Source organism: Nocardia sp. NPDC004718, assembly GCF_053601535.1.
The window spans coordinates 70,012-92,749 of the sequence record NZ_JBSGCA010000005.1 but is presented as its reverse complement, the minus strand read 5'-3'; the positions used below and the strand labels follow the sequence as shown (position 1 = coordinate 92,749).

The 22,738-nt window shown below is 71.6% G+C and carries 2 protein-coding genes (1 of these 2 cut by a window edge); both read left to right on the top strand.

Annotated features, from left to right (window positions below; translation table 11 throughout):
• The first annotated feature begins 388 nt into the window (after window positions 1-388).
• The gene (locus tag ACWEH3_RS05860) at window positions 389-18,175 is read left to right on the top strand and encodes a non-ribosomal peptide synthase/polyketide synthase (RefSeq protein ID WP_452358276.1); all 17,787 of its coding nucleotides are present in this window, start codon (window positions 389-391) and stop codon (window positions 18,173-18,175) included.
• Window positions 18,175-22,738: the 5' end (the start) of a non-ribosomal peptide synthase/polyketide synthase gene (locus ACWEH3_RS05855; RefSeq protein ID WP_452358275.1), read on the top strand. It continues 20,672 nt past the right edge of the window; only the first 4,564 of its 25,236 coding nucleotides appear in the window; it begins with the start codon at window positions 18,175-18,177; its stop codon lies off the right edge, out of view. Before ACWEH3_RS05860 ends, ACWEH3_RS05855 begins: the two co-directional genes overlap by 1 nt.

Sequence of the window (22,738 nt, the reverse complement as noted above, 5' to 3'; positions counted from 1 at the left end):
CTGCACAGCCATCGGCGTCGCCGCGGTCGAATGTGATCGCGCATTACGCTTTGCCCTGGACTTCCGGCCCTGGTAGCCGCGTTGGACAAGCGTCCAGAAGTTTTTAGTGCAAATTGTTCCTTTTTATTAACGAAGCGCCTAATGTTCGCAATGCACGGATCACGACCGTGTGACGTAGCTGACATAGCCGTGGCGCCCGCTCCACGGCGATGACGTTGGAGGATTGGCGGCTTTCCGCGCGAGCGTGCCCGAGCACCGCTCGCGCTCTCATCGAATCGCACGTGGTGGTCGACGCCATGCGCCCGGGCTGGGCAGCCGGGTGCAGCGGCTTGTTCGTGCTGCTCGAAAGCGTTCGGACAGCCGTTGTTCCGCCGAGTAGGAGGCTCTGGTGCACGATACGGAGTTGGGTGGGTCCAGCGCGTTGCCGCAGCGTTCCGTCGAGCCGGAGTCGTCCCGGATCGCACCCGAACCGTTCGCTCTGGGGCCCGCGCAGCTCGGCGTCTGGTACGGGCAGCTGCTCGACCCGGACGCGCCGATCAACGTCGCGCAGTACGTGGACGTGCACGGCGAGTTGGATGCCGTTCTGCTGCAAGAGGTCACGGTGGAGGCGGCGCGCGAGTACGAGTCGGTGCTGGTACGGCTGGGGGAATCCGGCGGCGTCCCGCACCAGTACGTCGACTTCGGCCTCTCGGTCGACATTCCGCTGATCGACCTGCGCGACCAGGCCGACCCGGCGGCCGCGGCGCACGCCTGGATGCGCGCGGACGCGAGCGCGCCGGTCGACCTGCGCACCGACCGGCTGTTCGCGGGCGCCGTATTGCGCGTCGCCGAGCGACGGTACTTCTGGTACCTGCGAGCCCATCACATCGTGCTGGACGGCTACGGCGCGCTCACCAACACCATGCGGGTGGCCGAGCGGTACACAGCGCGGGTGCGCGGCACCGAACCCGCGGCCGTGCGACCGGGGACGCTCGCCTCGTTGACGCAGGCCGAACTCGCCTACCGGAGCAGCCCCCGGTTCGAGTCCGATCGCGCGCACTGGGCCGAGCGGGTGGCCGGGCTGGACGGCGCGACCAGCCTCGCCGGTCGCTCCGCATCCCGTGGCGCGACCAACCTGATCGCCGGGCGAGCGCTCACGCCGGAACTCGTCGAACGGATGAACGCGCTTGCCGCGAGCCAGGATTCGACGCTCGCCGTGGTGCTGCTCGCGGCATTCGCCGCCTACCTCGGACGACTGACCGACCGGGACGAGGCGGTGCTGAGCCTGCCGGTGACCGCGCGCACCACCGCGGCGCTGCGGCGCTCGGCGGGCATGCTGTCGAACATCGTGCCGCTGCGGTTGCCGGTCGACGGCAGTTGGGGCGCGTTGCTGCGCGCCACCCGCGTCGAGGTCGCGGGGGCGCTGCGCCACCAGCGCTACCGTCACGAGGACATCCGGCGCGACACCGAGCGCGCCGCCGGTCCGGCGCACCGCGGGCTGTTCGGCCCGCTGGCCAACATCATGTTGTTCCGCAGTGATCTCACCCTCGGCGCCACCGTGGGGCGGTACCACGTGTTGTCCACCGGTCCGGTCGAGGACCTGAGTCTCAACGTCTACTACGGCGACCGGGACCGGGTGCACGTCGACTTCGAGGCCAATCCGCACCTGTACACCGCCGACGACGTCGCCAGGCAGCACGCCCGATTCCTCCGCTATCTGGAGCGCCTGGCCTTCACCGAGCCGGACACCGCGCTCGCCGCCGTGGAAATCGCGACCGAGCTGGAACTCGAGGTCAGCACCCGGATCTGGAACGAGACGGGTTTCGACGTGGAAGCGCAGCTGCCGGGTCGCTCCGTGGCCTTCGCTCCCGTGGCGACGCTGGTGTCGATGTTCGAGGCGCAGGCGGCCCGCACGCCGAGCGCGGTGGCGCTGCGGGCCGCCGGTGCGCCGGACCTGACCTACCGCGAACTCGCCGCGCGCGCCAATCGGCTCGCCCGCACGCTGATCGCGCTCGGCGTCGGGCCCGAAACGCTGGTGGCGCTGCACCTGCCGCGCTCGCCGGAGCTGGTCGTCGCGATGTACGCGGTGCTCGCCGCGGGCGGCGCCTATCTGCCGCTGGATCCGGACCACCCGCCCGAGCGCACCGCGCACATCCTGGCCACGGCCCGTCCGGCCTGCCTGCTGCTCGCCGGGGACGAGCGGCCGCCGGAGCTGTCCGGTCTGCCGGTGGTGCGGGTGGACCGAGCCGCCGAGACGGTCGGGGCGGGGCCGATATGGGACCGGGAACGAGTCGCGGCCTTGCGACCGGAGCATCCGGCGTATGTGATCTTCACCTCCGGGTCGACCGGTCTGCCCAAGGGCGTCGCCATTACCCACCGCGCGATCGTCAACCGGTTGGTGTGGATGCAGCAGACCTACCGACTATCGGCGCAAGACGTTGTGCTGCAGAAGACTCCGGCCACATTCGACGTGTCGGTGTGGGAATTCTTCTGGCCGCTGCAGATCGGCGCGACGCTGGTGCTCGCCCAGCCGGACCGGCACCGCGATCCCGCTTATCTGCGCCGGGTCATCGATGAATACGGCGTCACCACGACACATTTCGTGCCCTCGATGCTCGCGGCGTTCCTCGCCGATCAGCATGCCGCGTTCCGCACGCCGCTGCGCACGGTGTTCGCCTCCGGGGAGGCGCTGCCCGCCGCGCTCGCCCAGCGGCTGCGCGCCGTGACCGGCGTTCGCCTGCACAATCTGTATGGTCCGACGGAAGCGGCGGTCGACGTCACCTTTCACGAAGTCGCCGACACCGATACCCTCTCGGTGCCGATCGGCGCGCCGGTGTTCAACACCAGGCTCCATGTTCTCGACTCGCGGCTTCGGCCGGTGCCGGTCGGGGCGCCGGGTGAGCTGTATCTGTCGGGGGTACAGCTCGCCCGGGGCTACGTGGCTCGACCGGAACTGACCGCGGCGCGGTTCGTGGCCGATCCGTTCGGCGGGCCCGCACAGGCGGGGAACCGGATGTATCGCACCGGTGACCTGGTGCGTTGGACCACGCAGGGCGAGCTGGAGTATCTCGGCCGCACGGACTTCCAGGTGAAGCTGCGCGGTCTGCGCATCGAACTCGGCGAGATCGAGGCCGTGCTCGCCAGGGTGGACGCGGTGGCCCGCGCGGTGGTCGTGGTGCGCGACGACGCGGGGGTCGGCGAGCAGTTGGTGGCCTACGTCGTGGCGGCGGAGCCCGGCGCGGTGCGTCCGGAGCGGCTGCGCGCCGCGGCGGCCGAGGCGCTGCCCGGGTACATGGTGCCCGCCGCCTACGTGGTGCTCGACACATTGCCGGTGAACGCGTCCGGAAAGTTGGATCGCGCCGCTCTACCTGCCCCGAGCAGGGCGTCGACCGGCTACACCGCGCCTGCCACCCCCGTGGAACGGGCGGTCGCGCGGGTGTTCGCCGAAGTGCTCGGTAACGCGCTGGTCGGTCGCGACGACGACTTCTTCGCACTCGGCGGAAACAGTCTGGTGGCCACGCAGGTCGCCGCGCGGCTGTCCGCCGACCTGAACTGCCCGCTCGGAGTCCGCGACGTGTTCGCCGCCTGCACGGTGGCCGAACTCGCCGGGCTCGTCGAGCGGGCCGGTGGATCCGGCGGCGCGTCCTTGGTCGCGCAGCTGCGGGCACGGCCACGGCCGCCGCTGGTTCCGCTTTCTCCGGCGCAGCAGCGCATCTGGTTTCTCAACCGGTTCGAGCGGGCCGGCGCGAGCTACAACATGCCGTTCGTGGTGCGGTTGCGCGGTGCGGTGGACGTCACCGCGCTGCGGCAGGCGCTCGATGATCTGGTTCTCCGGCACGAAGTGCTGCGCACGATCTTCCCCGCGCTGCTGCCCGGCGACGGCGCGGGGCTCGCGGCACGGCAGGTCGTGTTGTCGGTGGCGCCGATCGCCGCCGCGCCGGAGGCGATCGGCGCCACCGACCTCGACGAGCGGCTGAGCGCGTTCGCCGCCCGCGGTTTCGATCTGGAACGGGAGATCCCGATCCGGGCGCGGATCTTCGCGGTGGACGACGGCAGTCACGCCCTCGCGCTGGTCCTGCACCACGTCGCCGCCGACGGGCTGTCGCTGCGCGTGCTGGCCCGCGACGTGATGACCGCGTACGGGGCGCGCCGCGGCGGCAGCGCGCCCGCCTGGGCCCCGCTGCCGGTGCAGTACGCCGACTACAGCCTCTGGCAGCACGAGTTGCTGGGCTCCGCGGACGATTCGTTCGCGGCCGATCGGCTGTCGTTCTGGACCGACGCGCTGGCGGGCGCGCCCGACCAGCTCGACCTGCCCGCCGACCGGCCCCGCCCCGCGGTCGCCTCCGGCCGTGGCGCGGTGTTCGGTTTCGAGTTCCCCGGCGAACTGATCGCCCGGATGAACGAACTCGCCCGCGCGCACGGCGTTTCGACCTTCATGCTGACGCACGCCGCATTGGCCGCGCTGCTGGCGCGGCTTTCCGGCACCGACGACATCGTGATCGGCACCCCGGTCGGGGGTCGGGGTGACCGCGCGCTCGACGACCTGATCGGCATGTTCGTCAACACCCTGGCACTGCGCACCCGGGTGGACGCCGCCGAGCCCTTCACCGCCTTGCTGGCGCGGGTCCGCGAGGACGACCTCGCCGCCTTCGGCCATGCCGAATTGCCGTTCGAGCGGGTGGTCGCGGCGCTGGATCCGCCGCGCTCGCAGGCGCGTCATCCGTTGTTCCAGGTGCTGCTCGCCTTCGACAACGCCGAGGCAATCGCTTTCGAACTGCCCGAACTGTCGGTCGCCACCAGTACCCTGGACACCGGAGTGACCAAGCTGGATCTCCAGCTCACGGTCACCGAGAACGCCGCCGGTGCCGGACTCGGGGAAGGTTCGGCACCGGCGGGGGTTCCCGCGGAATTCACCTACGCCACCGATCTCTTCGACGAAGCCACCATCGCGGGTTACGCGGGCAGGCTGATCGGCTTCTTGTGGGCGATCACCGCCGATCCCGCGATCGCGGTGCGCGATCTGCCTCTCCTGGACGGCGACGAGCAAGCGCGCGCACTCGCGGCGGGGCAGGCCGTCGCGGGCGCGCAGGACCCGGCGGAGACGTTGCTCACCGCCTTCGAGGCACAGGCGTGGCGCACCCCCGACGCGGTCGCGGTACTCGACGCCGAGCGGCGGCTGACCTACGCGGAGTTCGCGGGCGCGGTCAACCGGCTGGCGCGTCGGCTGATCGCCGCGGGGGTGGGGCCCGAGCGGTTGGTCGTGCTCGGCATGCCGCGTTCGGTCGATCTCGTGGTGGCCGCGTACGCGGTGCTGACCGCGGGCAGTGGGTACGTGCCGGTGGACCCGGACCAGCCGGCGGCCCGGGTCGCGCAGGTGATCGCCGCGGCCCGCCCGGTGTGCGTAGTGACCCGATCCCGGGAGGAGGCGGGGGAATTCGCCGATCGATGTGCGCTCGCGGAGCTACCCGCGACGCCGGTGCTCGCGGCCGACGCCCCTGAGGTCGCCGAATACTCCGCCGCGCCGGTCGGCGACGCGCATCGGCTCGCCCCCTTGCGCGCTTCCGGTACCGCGTACGTCATCTTCACCTCCGGTTCGACCGGCCGTCCCAAAGGCGTGGCGGTGCAGCATGACGCGGCGGTCAATCAGGTCAGGTGGATCGCGGACGAATACCGGATCGACGCGAACGATGTCGTGCTGTTCAAGACCTCCGCCACCTTCGACGTGTCGGTGTGGGAGCTGTTCGCGCCGCTCACCCGGGGCGCGCGGATCGTGGTCGCCGACCACGACGGGCACCGCGATCCCCGGTATCTCGCCGCGACCATCGCCGCGCACCGGGTGACGATGACCTCCTTCGTTCCGTCCATGCTCACGGTGTTCGCCCACGCCGCCGCGCCTGCCGCGATCGCGTCCCTGCGCACCGTGCTGGTCGCGGGGGAGGCGATGACGGGTGAGGCCGCCGCCACGTTCGCCGCGGTGAGCCCAGCGCGACTGCACAACCTCTACGGCCCCACCGAATTCACCGTGCACGCCACGTACGCCCCGGTCGACCCGGCCGCGAGCGGTCCGGCGCCGATCGGGCGTCCGGTGCCGGGCAGCCGTGCCATGGTCCTGGACGACCGGTTGCGACCGGTTCCGGACGCCGTGGTCGGCGAGTTGTACTTGTCCGGTGTGCAGCTGGCGCGCGGCTACCTCGGCCGGGCCGACCTGAGCGCGGAGCGTTTCGTCGCCGACCCGTACGGACCGGCGGGCAGCCGGATGTACCGGACCGGGGATCTGGTGCGCCGCCGCCGCGACGGCGCGCTGGAATACCTGGGCCGCGGCGACTTCCAGGTGAAGCTGCGTGGGCAGCGGATCGAGCTCGGCGAGATCGAGGCGGCCTTGCTCGCCATGGACGACGTGCGGGCGGCGGCGGTGCGGGTCGTCGCGCAGCCCTCCGGCGAGACGCTGGCCGCCTACGTGGTCGGCGCGATCGCCCCCGATCGGCTCGCGGCGGAGCTGGAGCAGCGGCTGCGCCCGGTGCTGCCCTCGTACATGGTGCCCACCGCGTACGTCCCGCTGACCGCGATGCCGCTGACTCCGTCGGGCAAGCTGGACCGCAAGGCGCTGCCCGACCCGATGCCGGTCACGAAGGCTTTCCGCGCGCCCCGGACGCCGGTGGAGCGGACCGTCGCCGCGGTGTTCGGGCAGGTTCTCGGCGTCGATCCGGTCGGCTCGGACGACGATTTCTTCGCGCTGGGCGGGAATTCGCTGGTCGCCACGCAGATCGCGGCCCGCTTGGCGGACGCGCTGGACACCGAGGTGCCGGTGCGGGCGCTGTTCGAGTTCCCGACCGTGGCGGCGCTGGCCGCGGACCTGTCCGGCGGCCGGGCGCGTAGCCGGGCGCCGCTGGTCGCCGGGGCGCGCCCGACACTGATCCCGCTGTCCTACGCGCAGCAGCGCATGTGGTTCCTGAACCAGTTCGACGCGGCCTCGGTGGCGGACAATCTGGTCGCCGCCATCCGGTTGCGCGGCGCGCTCGATCAGACCGCGCTGGCGGACGCGGTGGTCGACGTGCTCGCCAGGCACGAGCCGCTGCGCACGGTCTACCCGGCGGCGGAGGGTATTCCGTATCAACTGGTGCTCCCGGTCGAGGAGGCGCGGGTCGGGCTGGTCGCGGAATCGGTCGACGAGCGGCGGCTGACGGAGCGGATTCGCGAACTGGTGGCCACGCCCTTCCGGATCGATCGCGAGCCGCCGGTGCGCCTCGCCCTGCTGCGCCTCGGCGTGGAGCAGCACGTGCTCGTCGTCGCTTTGCATCACATCAGCGCCGACGGTTGGTCGTTGGCACCGCTCACCCGTGATCTCATGCGCGCCTACGACGCTCGCCGTGCGGGCGGCGCACCCGACTGGACGCCACTGACCGTCCACTACGCCGACTACGCGTTGTGGCAGCGGGAGGTCCTCGGCTCCGAGGACGACCCGGATGCGATGCTGGCCGGGCAGATCCGGTTCTGGCGGGGCGAATTGGCCGGTCTGCCGGACGTGACGACGCTGCCCGCCGATCGGCCGCGCCCGGCCGTCGCGTCGGGTCGCGGCGCGCGCCACGCCTTCACCATCGATGCCGCGACGCGGCGCCGGTTGCGCGAGATCGCGGACAGCGCGAACGCCTCGCTGTTCATGGTGCTGCACGCGGCGTTCGCCACACTGCTGGCCGGATTGACCGGGCAGCAGGACATCGTGATCGGCACCCCGGTGGCCGGTCGCGGCGAGCGTGCGCTCGATGAGCTCGTCGGCATGTTCGTCAACACCGTCGTGCTGCGCGCCGATGTGCGGGCCGAGTTGACGTTCACCGGCCTGGTCGCGGCGGTGCGCGAGCGCGACCTGGCCGCATTCGCCCACGCCGACGCGCCGTTCGAGCGTTTGGTCGAGGTGCTCGCCCCGGAGCGGTCGGCGGCCAGGCATCCGCTGTTCCAGGTGATGCTGGACTTGCAGAACACCGCGCGCACCGATCTCGAGCTGCCCGGCCTGACCGTTTCCGGGCTCGACATCGACACGGGAACGGCGAAATTCGATCTGCACCTGTCGGTGACGGAGGCGGCGGACGGTTCCGGTCTCGCCGCGGTCTTCGAATACGCGACCGATCTGTTCGATTCGGCTACCGTCGCGTCGTTCGCCCTGCGTTTGCGCCGGGTGCTCGACGCGGTGGCCGCCGACCCGAGGGTGCCCGTCGGCGCGATCGATCTGCTCAGCCCAGGGGAACGTGCCCGCATCCTGGGCGCCTGGAATGCCACCGGGCACCCGGTGGATCCGGCCGCGACGCTCGTGTCGCTGTTCGAGGCGCAGGCGGCGCGGACGCCCGAGGCGCTCGCGGTGACCTTCGACGGTGCCTCGCTCGCCTACGCCGAGTTCGCGAGCCGGGTGCACCGGCTGGCCAGGCTGCTGGTGTCCGTCGGCGTGCGGCCGGACCAGCCGGTGGCGGTGGGCATGCGGCGGTCGGTCGATCTCGTGGTGGCCCTGTACGCGGTGCTCGCGGCCGGGGGAGTCTACGTTCCGATCGATCCGGAGCATCCGGCCGGGCGGATCGCCGACATACTGCGGACGGTGCGGCCGGTGTGTGTGCTGAGCCGCTCCGAGGACGGGCTCGACCTGTCCGGACGGGCCGCCGGGATGTGGGCGGTGCTGGACGTCGACCTGTTCGATACCGGGGACTATTCCGGCGAACCGCTGACCGACGCGGATCGTCTCGGGACGCTCACGTCGTCGCACACCGCGTATGTGATCTTCACGTCGGGTTCGACGGGTCGTCCGAAGGGTGTGGCGGTTTCGCATTCGGCGATCGTGAACCGTCTGGTGTGGATGCAGACGGCCTACCAGTTGACCGGCGCTGATGTGGTGTTGCAGAAGACTCCTGCGACGTTCGATGTGTCGGTGTGGGAGTTCTTCTGGCCGTTGCAGATCGGTGCGCGCCTGGTGGTGGCGAAGCCGGACGGGCATCGTGACCCGGCCTACCTCGCCGAGATCATCAGCGCGGAGAAGGTGACCGTCACCCACTTCGTGCCGTCGATGTTGGCGGTGTTCGTCGCGGATGCGGCTGCGGCGCGATGCGATTCGCTGCGGTTGGTGTTCGCTTCGGGTGAGGCGTTGCCGCCCAAGCCCGCGCACCGCCTGCGCGAGCTGACCGGCGCGGCCTTGCACAACTTGTACGGCCCGACCGAAGCGGCGGTCGACGTCACCTTCCACGAGGTCGTCGACGCCGATACCGAGTCGGTGCCGATCGGTGCTCCGGTGTTCAACACCCAAGTGTTGGTGTTGGACGCGCGGTTGCGTCCGGTGCCGGTGGGTGTGGCGGGTGAGCTGTATCTCGCGGGTGTTCAGCTGGCGCGGGGTTATGTCGCGCGTCCGGATCTGACCTCCGATCGGTTCGTGGCGAATCCGTATGGGGAGCCGGGTGCGCGGATGTATCGCACGGGTGACTTGGTGGCGTGGACCGAACACGGTGAGCTGGAGTACCTGGGCCGCACCGACTTCCAGGTGAAACTGCGTGGTCTGCGTATCGAACTCGGGGAGATCGAGCAGGCGCTGACCGGTCTGGAGGAAGTCGCTCAGGCGGTAGTGGTCGCGCGCGACGACGCGGGGACCGGCGAGCGGCTCGTCGCCTACCTGGTCTCCGCGTCCGGCGCGGACCTCGATATCGGTGCGCTCGAAGCGACGCTCACCCGGCGTCTCCCGGCGTACATGATCCCGTCGGCATACGTCGTGCTGCCCGAGTTCCCGGTCAACGCCTCCGGCAAGCTGGACCGCCGAGCGCTACCGACGCCCGCGATCGAGCCCGCGCGGTTCCGTGCGCCCGCGACGCCCGTGCAGAAACTCGTCGCCGCGGCGTTCGGCGAGTTGCTCGGCGTCGACCGGGTGGGCCTGGACGACGGGTTCTTCGCCCTCGGCGGCAACTCGCTCACCGCCGCGAGGGTGGCGGCCCGGCTCGGCGCCGCGCTCGACACCCGGATTCCGGTGCGGGCGCTGTTCGACGCACCGACCGTCGCCGCGTTGGCGGCTCGCGCCGAAACGCATCGGGGCGACGGCGGTCGCGTCCCGCTGCGCCCCCGCCCGCGGCCGGAGCGCGTCCCGCTGTCTCCGGCCCAGCAGCGCGTCTGGTTCGTCAACCGCTTCCACGCCGACGAGCAGGCCGGGCCCGCCGCCGCGATCGACAACATCCCGGTCGCGCTGCGCCTCGCCGGTGAGCTCGACGTCGCGGCGATGACCATGGCGTTGGCCGACGTGGTGGCCCGGCACGAGATCCTGCGGACCGTCTACCCGGACGGCTCGGACGGGCCGGAACAACTGGTCCTGCCGCCGTCCGCGCCCGACCTCCCGGTCACACATGTGGCCGAAACCGCACTGGCGGAACAGCTTCGGGAGCTGGCGGCCGCGCCTTTCGATCTGACCACGGAAACACCGCTGCGGGCAGCGTTGTTCGCGATCGACGGCGCGCCACAGGCGGAATACGCGCTCGCCCTGGTGCTGCACCACATCGCCGCGGACGGTTTCTCGCTCGGTCCGCTGGCCGAGGACCTGATGACCGCCTACTCGGCGCGCCGGGCCGGGGCAGCGCCCGAGTGGGATCCGCTGCCGGTGCAGTACGCCGACTACACGCTCTGGCAGGCCGATCTCGCCGACACCGAGCGGCAACTCGACTACTGGCGCGGCGCCCTCGACGGCCTGCCGGAGCAACTCGAACTGCCCACCGACCGTCCCCGTCCGGCGATCTCCTCCCATCGCGGTGCGACGCACCGCCTGCGGATCGATTCCGACCTGCACAGCGAGCTGGGCGAGCTGGCGCGCAAACGGGAGACCACGCTGTTCAGCACGGTGCACGCGGCCTTGGCGGTACTGCTGGCCCGGCTGTCGGGCGGCGCCGACATCGCGATCGGCACCCCGGTCGCGGGACGCGGTGACGCGGCGCTGGACCGGCTCGTCGGCATGTTCGTGAACACGCTGGTGCTGCGCACCGCCGTCGACTCCAGAGCCAGGTTCGAGACCGTGCTGGACGCGGTGCGCGACCAGGACATCGACGCGCTCTCGCACGCCGACGCGCCGTTCGAGCGGCTCGTCGAGATGCTCGCTCCGACCCGCGCGCGCAACCGTCATCCGCTGTTCCAGGTGGCGCTGACCTTCCAGAACTTCGCCTTGCCCGAGCTCGAGCTGCCTGATCTACGGGTGCGCGCGCAGGAGTTCGACGCGCCGGTGGCCGAGTTCGACCTCCAGTTCACCGTGCTCGAGTCGAACGACCCGGACGGGCGCGCCGACGGCATGCAGGTCGAGATCCGCTATGCCACCGATCTTTTCGACGCGCCGTCGGTCACCGTTCTCGGCAGGCGGTTCACTCAGGTGCTCGCCGCCATCGCCGCCGATCCCACCGTGGTCGTGGGCGACATCCAGTTGCTCAGCGCCGAGGAGCAGCATCGCGCTTTGTACGAGTGGCCGGTCGGCGGCCCCGACGTCGCGGACGCCACCGGCAGTGTGGCCGAGCGTTTCGCGCGGGCCGCCGCGCTGGACCCGGCCGCCGTCGCGGTGCGCGACGGGGCACGGTCGCTGGCCTATGCCGAACTCGACGACTGGTCCAACCGATTGGCGCGGCGGCTGATCGCCGCGGGCGTCGGGCCGGAAACACTGGTGGCCGTCGCCCTGCCCCGCTCGGCGGAACTGGTGGTCGCCCTGCTCGCGGTGCTCAAAGCGGGCGGCGGATACCTGCCGATCGATCCGGCCTACCCGGACGACCGGATCGAATACGTCCTCGACGATGCCCGGCCGATCTGCGCGATCGCGGGGGCCGCCACCGAGTTGCCGCGCGGCTGGTTCGGCGGACCGGTGATCGACGTCGCCGCACCGAACCTCGTCGAGTTCGGCGGCGAGCCGGTCACCGATGTGGATCGGCGCACCCCGCTGCGCTCCGGTCATGTGGCCTACGTCATCTACACCTCCGGTTCCACCGGCAGGCCCAAAGGCGTTGTGGTGCCGCATCGCAACGTGCTGCGGCTGCTGGACAACACGCGGCGGCGCTTCGGCTTCGGCCCGGCGGACGTGTGGACCCTGTTCCACTCCTACGCCTTCGACTTCTCGGTCTGGGAAATGTGGGGACCGCTGCTGTCCGGCGCGACGGTGGTGGTGGTCGACTACTACACCTCGCGCTCGCCGCGGCAGTTCCGTGAGCTGCTGCTCGCCGAGCGGGTCACCGTGCTCAACCAGACACCGTCGGCGTTCTATCAGCTCGTCGCCGCCGATCTGGCCGAACCGGAACCCGCCGCGTTCGCGTTGCGCGTCGTCGTCTTCGGCGGCGAGGCGCTGGAGCCGCAGCGCCTCGGCGGTTGGCTCGCCCGCTACCCGGACGCGCCGCGCCTGGTGAACATGTACGGCATCACCGAGACCACGGTGCACGTGTCCTATCGGGAGATCGACGGGCACACCGGCTCGGCCGGCGTGATCGGCGCCGGGTTGCCCGGACTGACCGTTCGCCTGCTCGACGACCGGTTGCGGCCGGTCCCGGTCGGCGTGCCCGGCGAGATCTACGTCTCCGGCGGCCAATTGGCGCGCGGCTACTTGCGCCGTCCCGCACTGACCGCGGGCCGCTTCGTCGCGGACCCGTACGCGAGCGACGGAGCGCTCACCTACCGCTCCGGCGATCTGGCCCGCTGGACCGCCGACGGCGAGCTGGAGTATCTCGGGCGCGCGGACCAGCAGGTGAACCTGCGCGGCTTCCGCGTCGAACTCGGTGAGATCGAGGCCGCGCTGCTCGAGGCGTCCGAAGCGGTCCGGGAAGTGGCCGTGGTGGTGCGCACCGATCTGGTGGACGAACCGCGCATCGTCGCGTACGCGGTCGGCGCGGACGACTCCGTCGACACCGCCGCGCTGCGACAAGCCCTGGTGTATCGCCTGCCCGAGCACATGGTGCCCGCCGCGATCGTCCCGCTGCCGCGCATCCCGTTGACGGTCAACGGCAAGCTGGACCGCGCCGCGCTGCCCGCGCCACGGTTCGAATCGACCACCTACCGGGCGCCGTCCACGCCGAGCGAACGGGTCGTGGCGGAGGTGTTCGCCGAAGTGCTGGGCGCGGAGCGCGCCGTCGGCGCCGACGACGACTTCTTCGCGCTCGGCGGCAGCTCCCTGCTGGCCGCGAAAGCGGTCACCAGGATCGGCGCGGCGCTGGGCCGGACCGTCGGTGTGCGCGCGCTGTTCGAAGCTCCCAGGGTCGCGGACCTCGCGGCGGCGGCGAGCGCGGTGGCCATGGGAGGCACCCGGCCCGCGCTGGTGGCGGCGGCGCGCCCGGAGCGGGTCCCGCTCTCGCCCGCGCAGCAGCGCATGTGGTTCCTCAATCGGTTCGACCAGTCCTCCACCGCCTACAACATCCCGGTGGCCCTGCGGCTGTCCGGCCGGCTGGACGTGCCCGCCTTGCGCGCCGCGCTCGGTGACGTGGTCGCCCGGCACGAGGCGCTGCGCACTCGCTATCCGGAGATCGACGGCGAACCGGTGCAACTCGTCGAACCCGCCACCGCTCCGGCGCTGCGGCCGATCGATGTCGCGGAAGGCGAACTACCGCGGCGGGTCCGGGAACTGGCGGAGACGACCTTCGACGTCACCGCCGAGATTCCGGTGCGGATGCGATTGTTCCGCGTGGTCCGCACGGGCGCGCGGCCGGATTTCGTGCTCGCCGCGGTGCTGCACCACATAGCCGCCGACGGCTCGTCCATCGCACCGTTCGTGCGGGATCTGATGGTCGCCTACACCACGCGCCGTGGTGGCGCTGCGCCGGACTGGACACCGCTGACCGTGCAGTACGCCGATTACGCACTGTGGCAACGCGATTTGCTCGGCGCCGAGGACGACGCCGAATCGGTGGCGGCCCGCGAGATTCGTTTCTGGACCCGGACACTCGCCGGACTGCCGGATCAGCTGGCGCTGCCGACCGACCGCCCCCGCCCCGCGCGGCAGACCCTGCGCGGGGACAAGGTTCCGCTGACGATCGGCGCGCGGCTGCACGCGGATCTGGCCGCCCTCGGCCGGCGGCACGGCGCGACGCTGTTCATGGTGGTGCACACCGCTTTCGCCGTGCTGCTCGCGCGGTGGTCGGGCGCCGGTGACATCGCGATCGGCACGCCGGTCGCCGGACGCGGCGCCGCCGAACTGGACGACGTCATCGGGATGTTCGTCAACACTCTCGTCCTGCGCGTCGGGGTCGACGGCGGCGAGTCGTTCGCTGGGCTGCTGGCCCGGGCGCGGGCCGCCGACCTTGCGGCGCTGGAACACGCGACCGTGCCGTTCGAACGTCTGGTGGAAGTGCTCAACCCGGTGCGCTCCACCGCACGCCACCCGTTGTTCCAGGTCGGCTACTCGTTCCAGAACCATGAGCGCGGACAGCTGCTGCTGCCCGAACTCGAGATTCGCGAGTTCGAGTTCGACATCGGCGTAGCGCAATTCGACCTGCACCTGTTCGCGGTGGACGCCTACGACGCCGACGGCGCGCCCGACGGCATCGAGCTGTCCCTCGGCTACGCCACCGATCTGTTCGAGCGCGCGACGGCGTTCCGGTTCGCCGCCCAACTGCGCCGGGTGCTGGAAACGATCGCGGCGCGGCCGGAACTGCCGGTGGGCGACATCGACCTGCTCGGGACCGACCGATCGCAGGTGCTCGCCGAATGGAACCGGACCCGGCGGCCGGTCCCGCGGGCCACGCTGGCGGATCTGTTCGACGCGCAGACCGCGCGCAGCCCGCATGCGGTCGCGCTGGTGGACGCGACGACCGGCGAAGAGCTGCGCTACGCCGAGTTCGACGAACGGGTGAACCGGTTGGCGCGCAGGCTCATCGCGTCCGGTGTCGGACCGGAGTCGACGGTCGTGCTGGCGATGCGCCGCTCGCTCGAACTGGTGGTCGCGATGTACGCCGTGGTGCGGGCGGGCGGCGCTTATGTGCCCATCGATCCGGACCACCCGGCCGAGCGGATCGCCCACATCGTGGCCACCGCGGCGCCGGTCGTGGTCCTGACCACCTCACGCGACGGGTTCCCGTTCGAAATCGACTGCACGGTCATGGAAATCGATCGGCTCGACGTCGCCGGGCTCGCCGCGACGGCGATCACCGACGCGGACCGGGTTGGTCCGCTGCGTCCCGAGCATCCGGCGTACGTCGTCTTCACCTCCGGCTCCACGGGCGTGCCCAAGGGCGTGACGGTTCCGCACGCCGCGATCGTCAATCAGCTCGTCTGGCTGGCGGACAGATACGGCCTCGGCGCGAACGATCGCGTGCTGCTGAAGACGCCCGCGACCTTCGATCTGTCGGTGTGGGAGTTCTGGTCCGCGCTGGTCACCGGCGGTTCGCTGATCGTCACCGCGCCCGGCGCCGAACGTGACCCGGACCTGCTGCGCGCGTTGCTGCGCCGCCACGGCGTCACCGTGCTGCACGCGGTGCCCGCCCTGATCGGCATGCTGCTGGCGGCCGAGCCGGGCGCCGCGCTGCCGGAGACCCTGCGTCACGTGCTGGCCATCGGCGAGGCGCTGCCGTCGGCCACCGCCGTGGACTTCCTGTGCCGTCATAGCGGAACCGCGCTGGACAACCTCTACGGCCCCACGGAGACGGCGGTGTCGATCACCGCGTTCACGCTCGACACTCAGCCGGAGCACACCGTCCCGATCGGGTCGCCCGCCTGGAACAGCCGGGTCTACGTGCTGGACGGGCGCTTGCGGCCCGCGCCGATCGGAGTGCCCGGCGAGCTGTACCTCGCGGGCGCGCAGCTGGCGCGCGGCTACCAGCGCCGTCCGGCGCTGACCGCCGACCGCTTCGTGGCCGATCCGTTCGCGGTCGAACTCGGTGCGGCGGCCGGCGAGCGGATGTACCGCACCGGCGACATCGTGCGCTGGCGTCCCGACGGCACCCTGGAATACCTCGAGCGCGCCGACTTCCAGGTGCAGATCGGCGGCTTCCGCATCGAGCTCGGCGAGGTGGAGGCCGCGCTGCTGCGGCAACCCGGGGTGGCCGCGGCCGTCGCGGTGGCGAAGGCCGACGACCGCGCGGGAACACGGCTCATCGCGTATGCCGCGGTGCCGGAGGCGGATCCGGTCACGTACGCCGACCTGGCCGTGTCGCTGCGCGCCGCGGTGGCCGCGCGACTGCCCGCATACATGACGCCCGCCGCCGTCGTCGTGCTGGCGGCGCTGCCGCTCACGGCCAACGGCAAGATCGATCGTTCGGCGCTGCCCGAGCCGCTGTTCGCCGAGACGGCCTTCCGCGCGCCGTCCGGTGCGTTGGAGCGACTGGTCGCGGACGCGTTCGCGGAGGTCATCGGCGTGGACGCGGTGAGCGTGGACGACGACTTCTTCGCCAGGGGCGGCAACTCCCTGATGGCCACCCGGCTCGCGGCCCGGCTCGGCGCGGCACTCGGCGGTCATGTCGCGGTGGCCGCGGTGTTCGAAGCCCCGACGCCCGCCGCACTCGCCGAACGCATCGCGGCCACCGAGCGCGGCATGGCCCGGCCCGCTTTGGTCCGTCGCGCCGATGCAGGGCCGGTGCCGCCCGCGCCCGCGCAGCAGCGCATCTGGGTGCTCGACCGGCTCACACCGGACTCGTCGGCCTATCACATTCCCACGGCGCTGCGGCTGCGCGGCCGGCTGGATGCGGCGGCGCTGGCGGCGGCGCTCGGCGATGTGCTCGACCGGCACGAGACGCTGCGCACCAGGTACCCGGACACCGGGGACGGACCTGTCCAGGAGGTCGTGCCCGCGTCGCCGGTCGACCTGACACCGATTCCGGTGGACCGATCGGAACTGGACACGCGGATAGCGGAATTCGTGTCCCCCGCCTTCGATCTCGCTTCCGCGCCGCCGGTGCGCGCCGCCCTGTTCACCCCCGCCGCCGACGAACACGTCCTGGTGGTCGTGCTGCACCACATCGGTGCGGATGGATACTCGATCGCACCGTTGACCGCCGACCTGGTGCGCGCCTATCTGGCCAGATCCACCGGACACGCGCCGGACTGGGCCCCGCCCGCGATCCGTTACCGCGACTACAGCGCCTGGCAGCACGAGCTGCTCGGCGACGGCGCCGACCCCGACAGCCTGCTGGCGCGCCAACTCGCCTTCTGGCGCACCGAATTGACCGGTGCGCCGGAACTGCTCGCCCTGCCCACCGATCGACAGCGACCGGCCAGGCGAACCATGCAGGGGGCAAGCGTTAGCCGGGAGATCGACGCCGAGCGCACCGTCCGCCTGGAGCGACTGGCCCGCGAACACGGCGGCACACTGTTCACCCTGGTGCACAGCGCGCTCGCGGTGCTGCTGGCGAAACTGTCCGGCGCGGGGGAGGTCACGGTCGGCGTGCCGGTCGCCGGGCGCGGCGTCCGCGAGCTGGACGAGCTGGTCGGCATGTTCGTCAACACCGTGGCGTTGCGCACCGAGGTCGATCCCCGTGCGAGTTTCGGCGAGCTGCTGCGCCAGGTCACCCGGCGGGATCTGGCGGCGTTCTCGCACGCCGACGTCCCGTTCGATCAGGTGGTCGAGGCGCTGGGCGTCACCCGTTCGGGCTCGTACGCGCCGCTGTTTCAAGTACTGCTCACCTTCCAGAACTTGCCGCGGGCGGAGGTGGAACTGCCCGGCCTCGCGGTCGAGGCGATCGACCTGACGTCGGCGGAGGCGAAGTTCGACCTCCAGGTGACCGTGCTGGAGCAGTTCGCCGCCGACGGTGCGCGCGCCGGTATGGAACTGCGCGTCGGCTACGCGACCGACCTCTTCGACGAACCGACGGCGCACGCGTTCGGTGACCGCTTGCTGCGGGTGCTGGAGGCGGTGGCCGCGGATCCGGCGGCGGCCCTTCGCGCGATCGACATCCGTTCCGCGGCCGAACGGCTGCCCCGGCCCACCGCGTCGGTGGCGGACCTGCCCGCGCTGATCGCCCGGACGGCACGGGCCGTCCCCGCCGCCACCGCGTTCGAGCACGGCGATCGGCTGGTCTCCTTCGGCGAGCTCGACGCGAAGCTCGCGTCCGTCGCCAAGGCGATGGGCCCGGCGGCCAAACCCGAAGCCCTGATCCATGTCTCGCTCGCCGGGCTGGTGCCCGGCCTGCTCGCCGCACTCGGCGGCAGCGGTCTTGCGGCCTTGCTGCGGACCCTGCCCGCCACCGCCGAGGCGCTGCTCGCCGACTCGGCGGCGGCCATCGATTCGGAAGGAAACCGCTGATGACCCACGCAGACGCCGTGCGCCGCGGCTACGGCATCGACGACCTGCCCGGTCTCATCGCGATTGTCGCCGGGCTGGACCCGCAGCGCGTGGCGTTGCGGCACGGGCAGCTCACCGTCACCTACGCGGCGCTGGCCGACGAACTCGCGGCCCTGTCCGAAGTCATGGGCGCGGAGGTGGGCGCGGAGGCGCTGGTTCCGGTGGTGGTCTCCGGTCGACTGCCCGCGCTGCTGGAATCCGGTGACGGCGCGCTCGGCGCGGTGCTGGACGCGCTGCTCGACGACGCGCTCGCGGCCGCGCCGGATCTCCCGGCGACCACCACCGCGCCGGTCGAGACATTGGTGAGCCTGTTCGAGGAGCAGGTGTGGCGGACTCCGGACGCGATCGCCGTCGAATACGCGGGAATCACCCTCACCTATGCGGAATTCGACGGCCGGGTCAACGCGCTGGCCCACCGCTTGGTCGAACTCGGCGTGCGGCGGAACTCGCTGGTGGGCTTGGCCGTGCGGCGCTCGATCGACCTGCTGGTCGGCATGTACGCGATCCTGCGTGCGGGCGGCGCGTACCTGCCGATCGACCCGGATCATCCGGCCGACCGCATCGGCTATGTGCTCGCGGTCGCCGAGCCGGCGCTCGTGCTGACCACCACGCGCGACGAGCCCGACTTCGGCGGTGCGGTCGCGACGCTGCGGATCGACGAATTCGCGGGCTCGCCCACGCCGGATGCGCCCGCGGTCGCCCGGTCGGCCGACGACCTCGCCTACGTGATCTTCACGTCCGGCTCGACCGGCATGCCGAAGGGCGTCGCCGTCTCGCACCGCGCGATCGTGGCGAATCTGCGCTGGCGGCAACGGATGTACCGGCTGCGCGCCGACGACGTGGTGTTGCAGAAGACGCCGTTCACCTTCGACGTGTCGGTGTGGGAGTTCTTCTGGCCGTTGCAGGTCGGCGCCCGGCTGGTCGTCGCGGAGCCGGACGGTCATCGGGACCCGGCGTACTTGGCGCGCGTGATCGCCGAAAGCGGTGTCACGGTGGCGCATTTCGTGCCGTCCATGCTCGCGGTCTTCGTCGCCGAGCCGGTCGCGGTGGACTCGCTGCGGCTGGTCTTCGCCTCGGGTGAGGCGCTTGCGGCCGCCACCGCCGCGGCCTTCCGCGACGTCTGCGGGGCGACGCTGCACAACCTGTACGGGCCCACCGAGGCGGCGGTCGACGTCACCGCGCACGAGGTGACCGGCGCGGACGTGGCGGGCGTGCCGATCGGCGTCGCCGCCGACGACACCGAGTTGCTGGTGCTCGACGACAGCCTGCGTCCGGTGGCGCGCGGCGTCGTCGGTGAGTTGTACCTGGCAGGCGTGCAATTGGCCCGCGGTTATGTCGCCCGGCCGGGCCTGACCGCCGAGCGATTCGTGGCGAACCCCGAGGGACCGGCCGGGGAGCGGATGTACCGCACCGGCGACCTGGTGCGCTGGGCGCCCGGGGTGGAGGGCGGGCCGGAGGAACTGGAGTATTTGGGCCGCACGGACTTCCAGGTGAAGTTGCGCGGCCTGCGGATCGAACTCGGCGAAATCGAGGCGGCGCTGCTGCGCCACCCGCGCGTCACCCAGGCGGCGGTGGTGCTGCACCGGCACGCGAGCGGCGATCATCTGATCGGCTACGTGGTCGGCGACGCGGTCGAGACCGCCGAGGTACTGGACTCCGTCCGCCGCGAGCTGCCCGACTACATGGTGCCGACGCTGCTCGTCGCGCTGGCGGCGATGCCGTTGAACGCGAACGGCAAGCTGGACCGCAGAGCGCTTCCCGAGCCGCGATTCGATTCCGGGACAACGGCTTATCGGACGCCGGAGACCGCGGCGGAGACGGCGGTCGCCGCGATTTTCGCCGAGCTGCTCGACGTGCCGCGCGTGGGCGCGGATGACGACTTCTTCGCGCTGGGCGGCAATTCGCTGCTCGCCACCCGCGCTATCGCCCGGATCGCCGCGGCCATCGGCGCGACCGTGGACGTGCGCGATTTCTTCGATCGTCCCACCGTGGCCGCGGTGGCCGCGTCGGCGCATCCGGTCGCGGCGCGTCCGCCGCTGGTGGCCGGTCCGCGCCCGGAGCATGTTCCGCTCTCGCCCGCCCAGCGGCGCATGTGGTTCCTCAACCGGTTCGGCGCCGACACCGATCAGGCCCGCGAGCTGGGCGCCGCCGCCGTGGACAACATCCCGGTGGCGCTGCGCTTGCGCGGCCCGCTGGACGTCGCCGCGCTATCGGCGGCGATCACCGATCTGGTGGCCAGGCACGAAGTGCTGCGCACCGTGTATCCGCAGACCGCCGAGGGGCCTGCGCAGTCGGTGCGACGCGTACACGCGGTGTTCGACCTGACGCCCGCCGAAGTGCCGCGGGAGCGGTTGGCCGCGGCGATCCGCCGGGTGGCGAGCCAGGGCTTCGACGTGGCGGAGGAGATCCCGGTGCGGGTGCGCCTGCTGCGCTGCGAATTCGAGGACCACACGCTCGTGCTCGTCGTCCACCACATCGCGGCCGACGGCGTCTCGCTCGTGCCCCTGATGCGCGATCTGGCCGCGGCCTATGCCGCGCGGCGCGACGGCCGCGGGCCGGAGTGGACTCCGCTGGCCGTGCAGTACGCGGACTACGCGCTGTGGCAGCGACGGGTCCTCGGTGCGGAGACCGACGCGGAGTCCGTGGCAGCGCGCCAGCTCGCCTTCTGGCGCGCCGAATTGGTCGAGCTGCCCGCGCAATTGGATCTGCCCGCCGATCGGCCGCGTCCTGCCGCGCCCTCGTACCAGGGCGCCACCTACGAGTTCGCCGTCGACGCCGCGCTGCGCTCCGGCGTCGAGACGATCGCGGCACGCGTTCGCGCGACGCCGTTCATGGTGCTGCACGCGGCGCTGGCCGCCCTGCTGGCCCGGTTGTCCGGTACCGAGGACATCGCTATCGGCACACCGGTCGCCGGCCGGGGCGAGGCCGTTCTCGATGACCTGGTCGGCATGTTCGTCAACACCCTCGTGCTGCGCACCGAAGTGGACGCCGCGCGCGGTTTCGCCGACTTGGTGGCGCACGCCGCCGACCGCGACCTGCGCGCCTTCGCGCACGCCGACATCCCGTTCGAGCAGTTGGTGGAGGCGCTGAACCCGGCGCGTTCGGCCGCCCGGCATCCGCTGTTCCAGGTCGCGCTGTTCATGCAGAACATCGGGCCGATCGCGCTGACCATGCCCGGTCTCGACACCGAGCAGGTCGACTTCGACTCCGGTTTCGCGAAGTTCGACCTCCAGCTCACGGTGTCCGAACTCGCCGACAGCTACCGCGCCGAATTCACCTACGCCACCGACCTGTTCGACGCCGCGACGGTGCGAGAGTTCGCCGCGAAGTTCGTCCGGCTGTTGCGTGCGGCGGTGGACGACCCGGACGCGCCGGTCGGGGATCTCCCGCTGCTCGACGCGGGCGAGCTGGATTACGTCACCGCGAGCTGGAACGCCAGCGGGCACCGAGTGCCCGACCGGTTCCTGCACGAGGGTTTCGACGCGCAGGTGCGCCGTACCCCGGATGCCGTCGCGGTGGTCACCGACGGCGAGCGGCTGACCTACGCCGAGCTGTCCGACCGCGCCGACCGGCTGGCCAGGATGCTGATCGGGATCGGCGTCGGCCCGGAAGCGCTGGTCGTGCTGGCCCTGCCGCGCTCGGTGGAACTGGTCGTCGCCATGTACGCGGTGGCGCGGGCGGGCGGCGCGTACGTCCCGGTGGACCCAGGGCATCCCGCCGAACGCATCGGCCACATCCTCGACACCGCGCGACCGCAGGCCGTCCTGACCATGAGCGATAGCGGTTTCGACGCGGCCGCGCCGGTCTCCGTTCCGGTGTATCAGCTGGATGAACTCGATCTTTCCGCCTACCCCTCCGGCAAGATCGGCGACCGCGAACGCCACGGCGCGCTGCACCCGCAGCATCCCGCCTACGTGATCTTCACTTCCGGGTCCACCGGAAAGCCGAAGGGCGTGGCGGTCAGTCACCAGGCGATCGCCAACCAACTGGCCTGGATGCACGCGGAGTACCGTCCGCGCACCGGCGATGTCTACTTGCAGAAGACCGCGAGCACCTTCGACGTCTCGCTGTGGGGCTACTTCCTGCCGTTACGAGCGGGCGCGACCATGGTGCTGGCCGCACCGGACGGACATCGCGATCCGCGCTATCTCGCCGAGACCGTCGCCCGCTATGGCGTCACACTCACCGACTTCGTGCCATCGATGCTCGCGGTGTTCGCCGCGCACGCCGCGCCGGGCGAACTCGACTCGCTGCGTGACGTGTTCGTCATCGGCGAGGCGCTGCCGCCGGAGACCGCCGCCGCGTTCCGGCAGGTGTGCGACGCGGGCCTGCACAACCTCTACGGCCCCACCGAGGCGGCGGTGTCCATCACCAGCCGCGAGGTCACCGAGGTGGACTCGCCGCAAGTGCCGATCGGCGAGCCGGAGTGGAACTCGCAGGTATACGTGCTGGACGGACGGTTACGGCCAGCGCCGATCGGCGTGCAGGGCGAGCTGTACCTCGCGGGAGCGCAGCTGGCGCGCG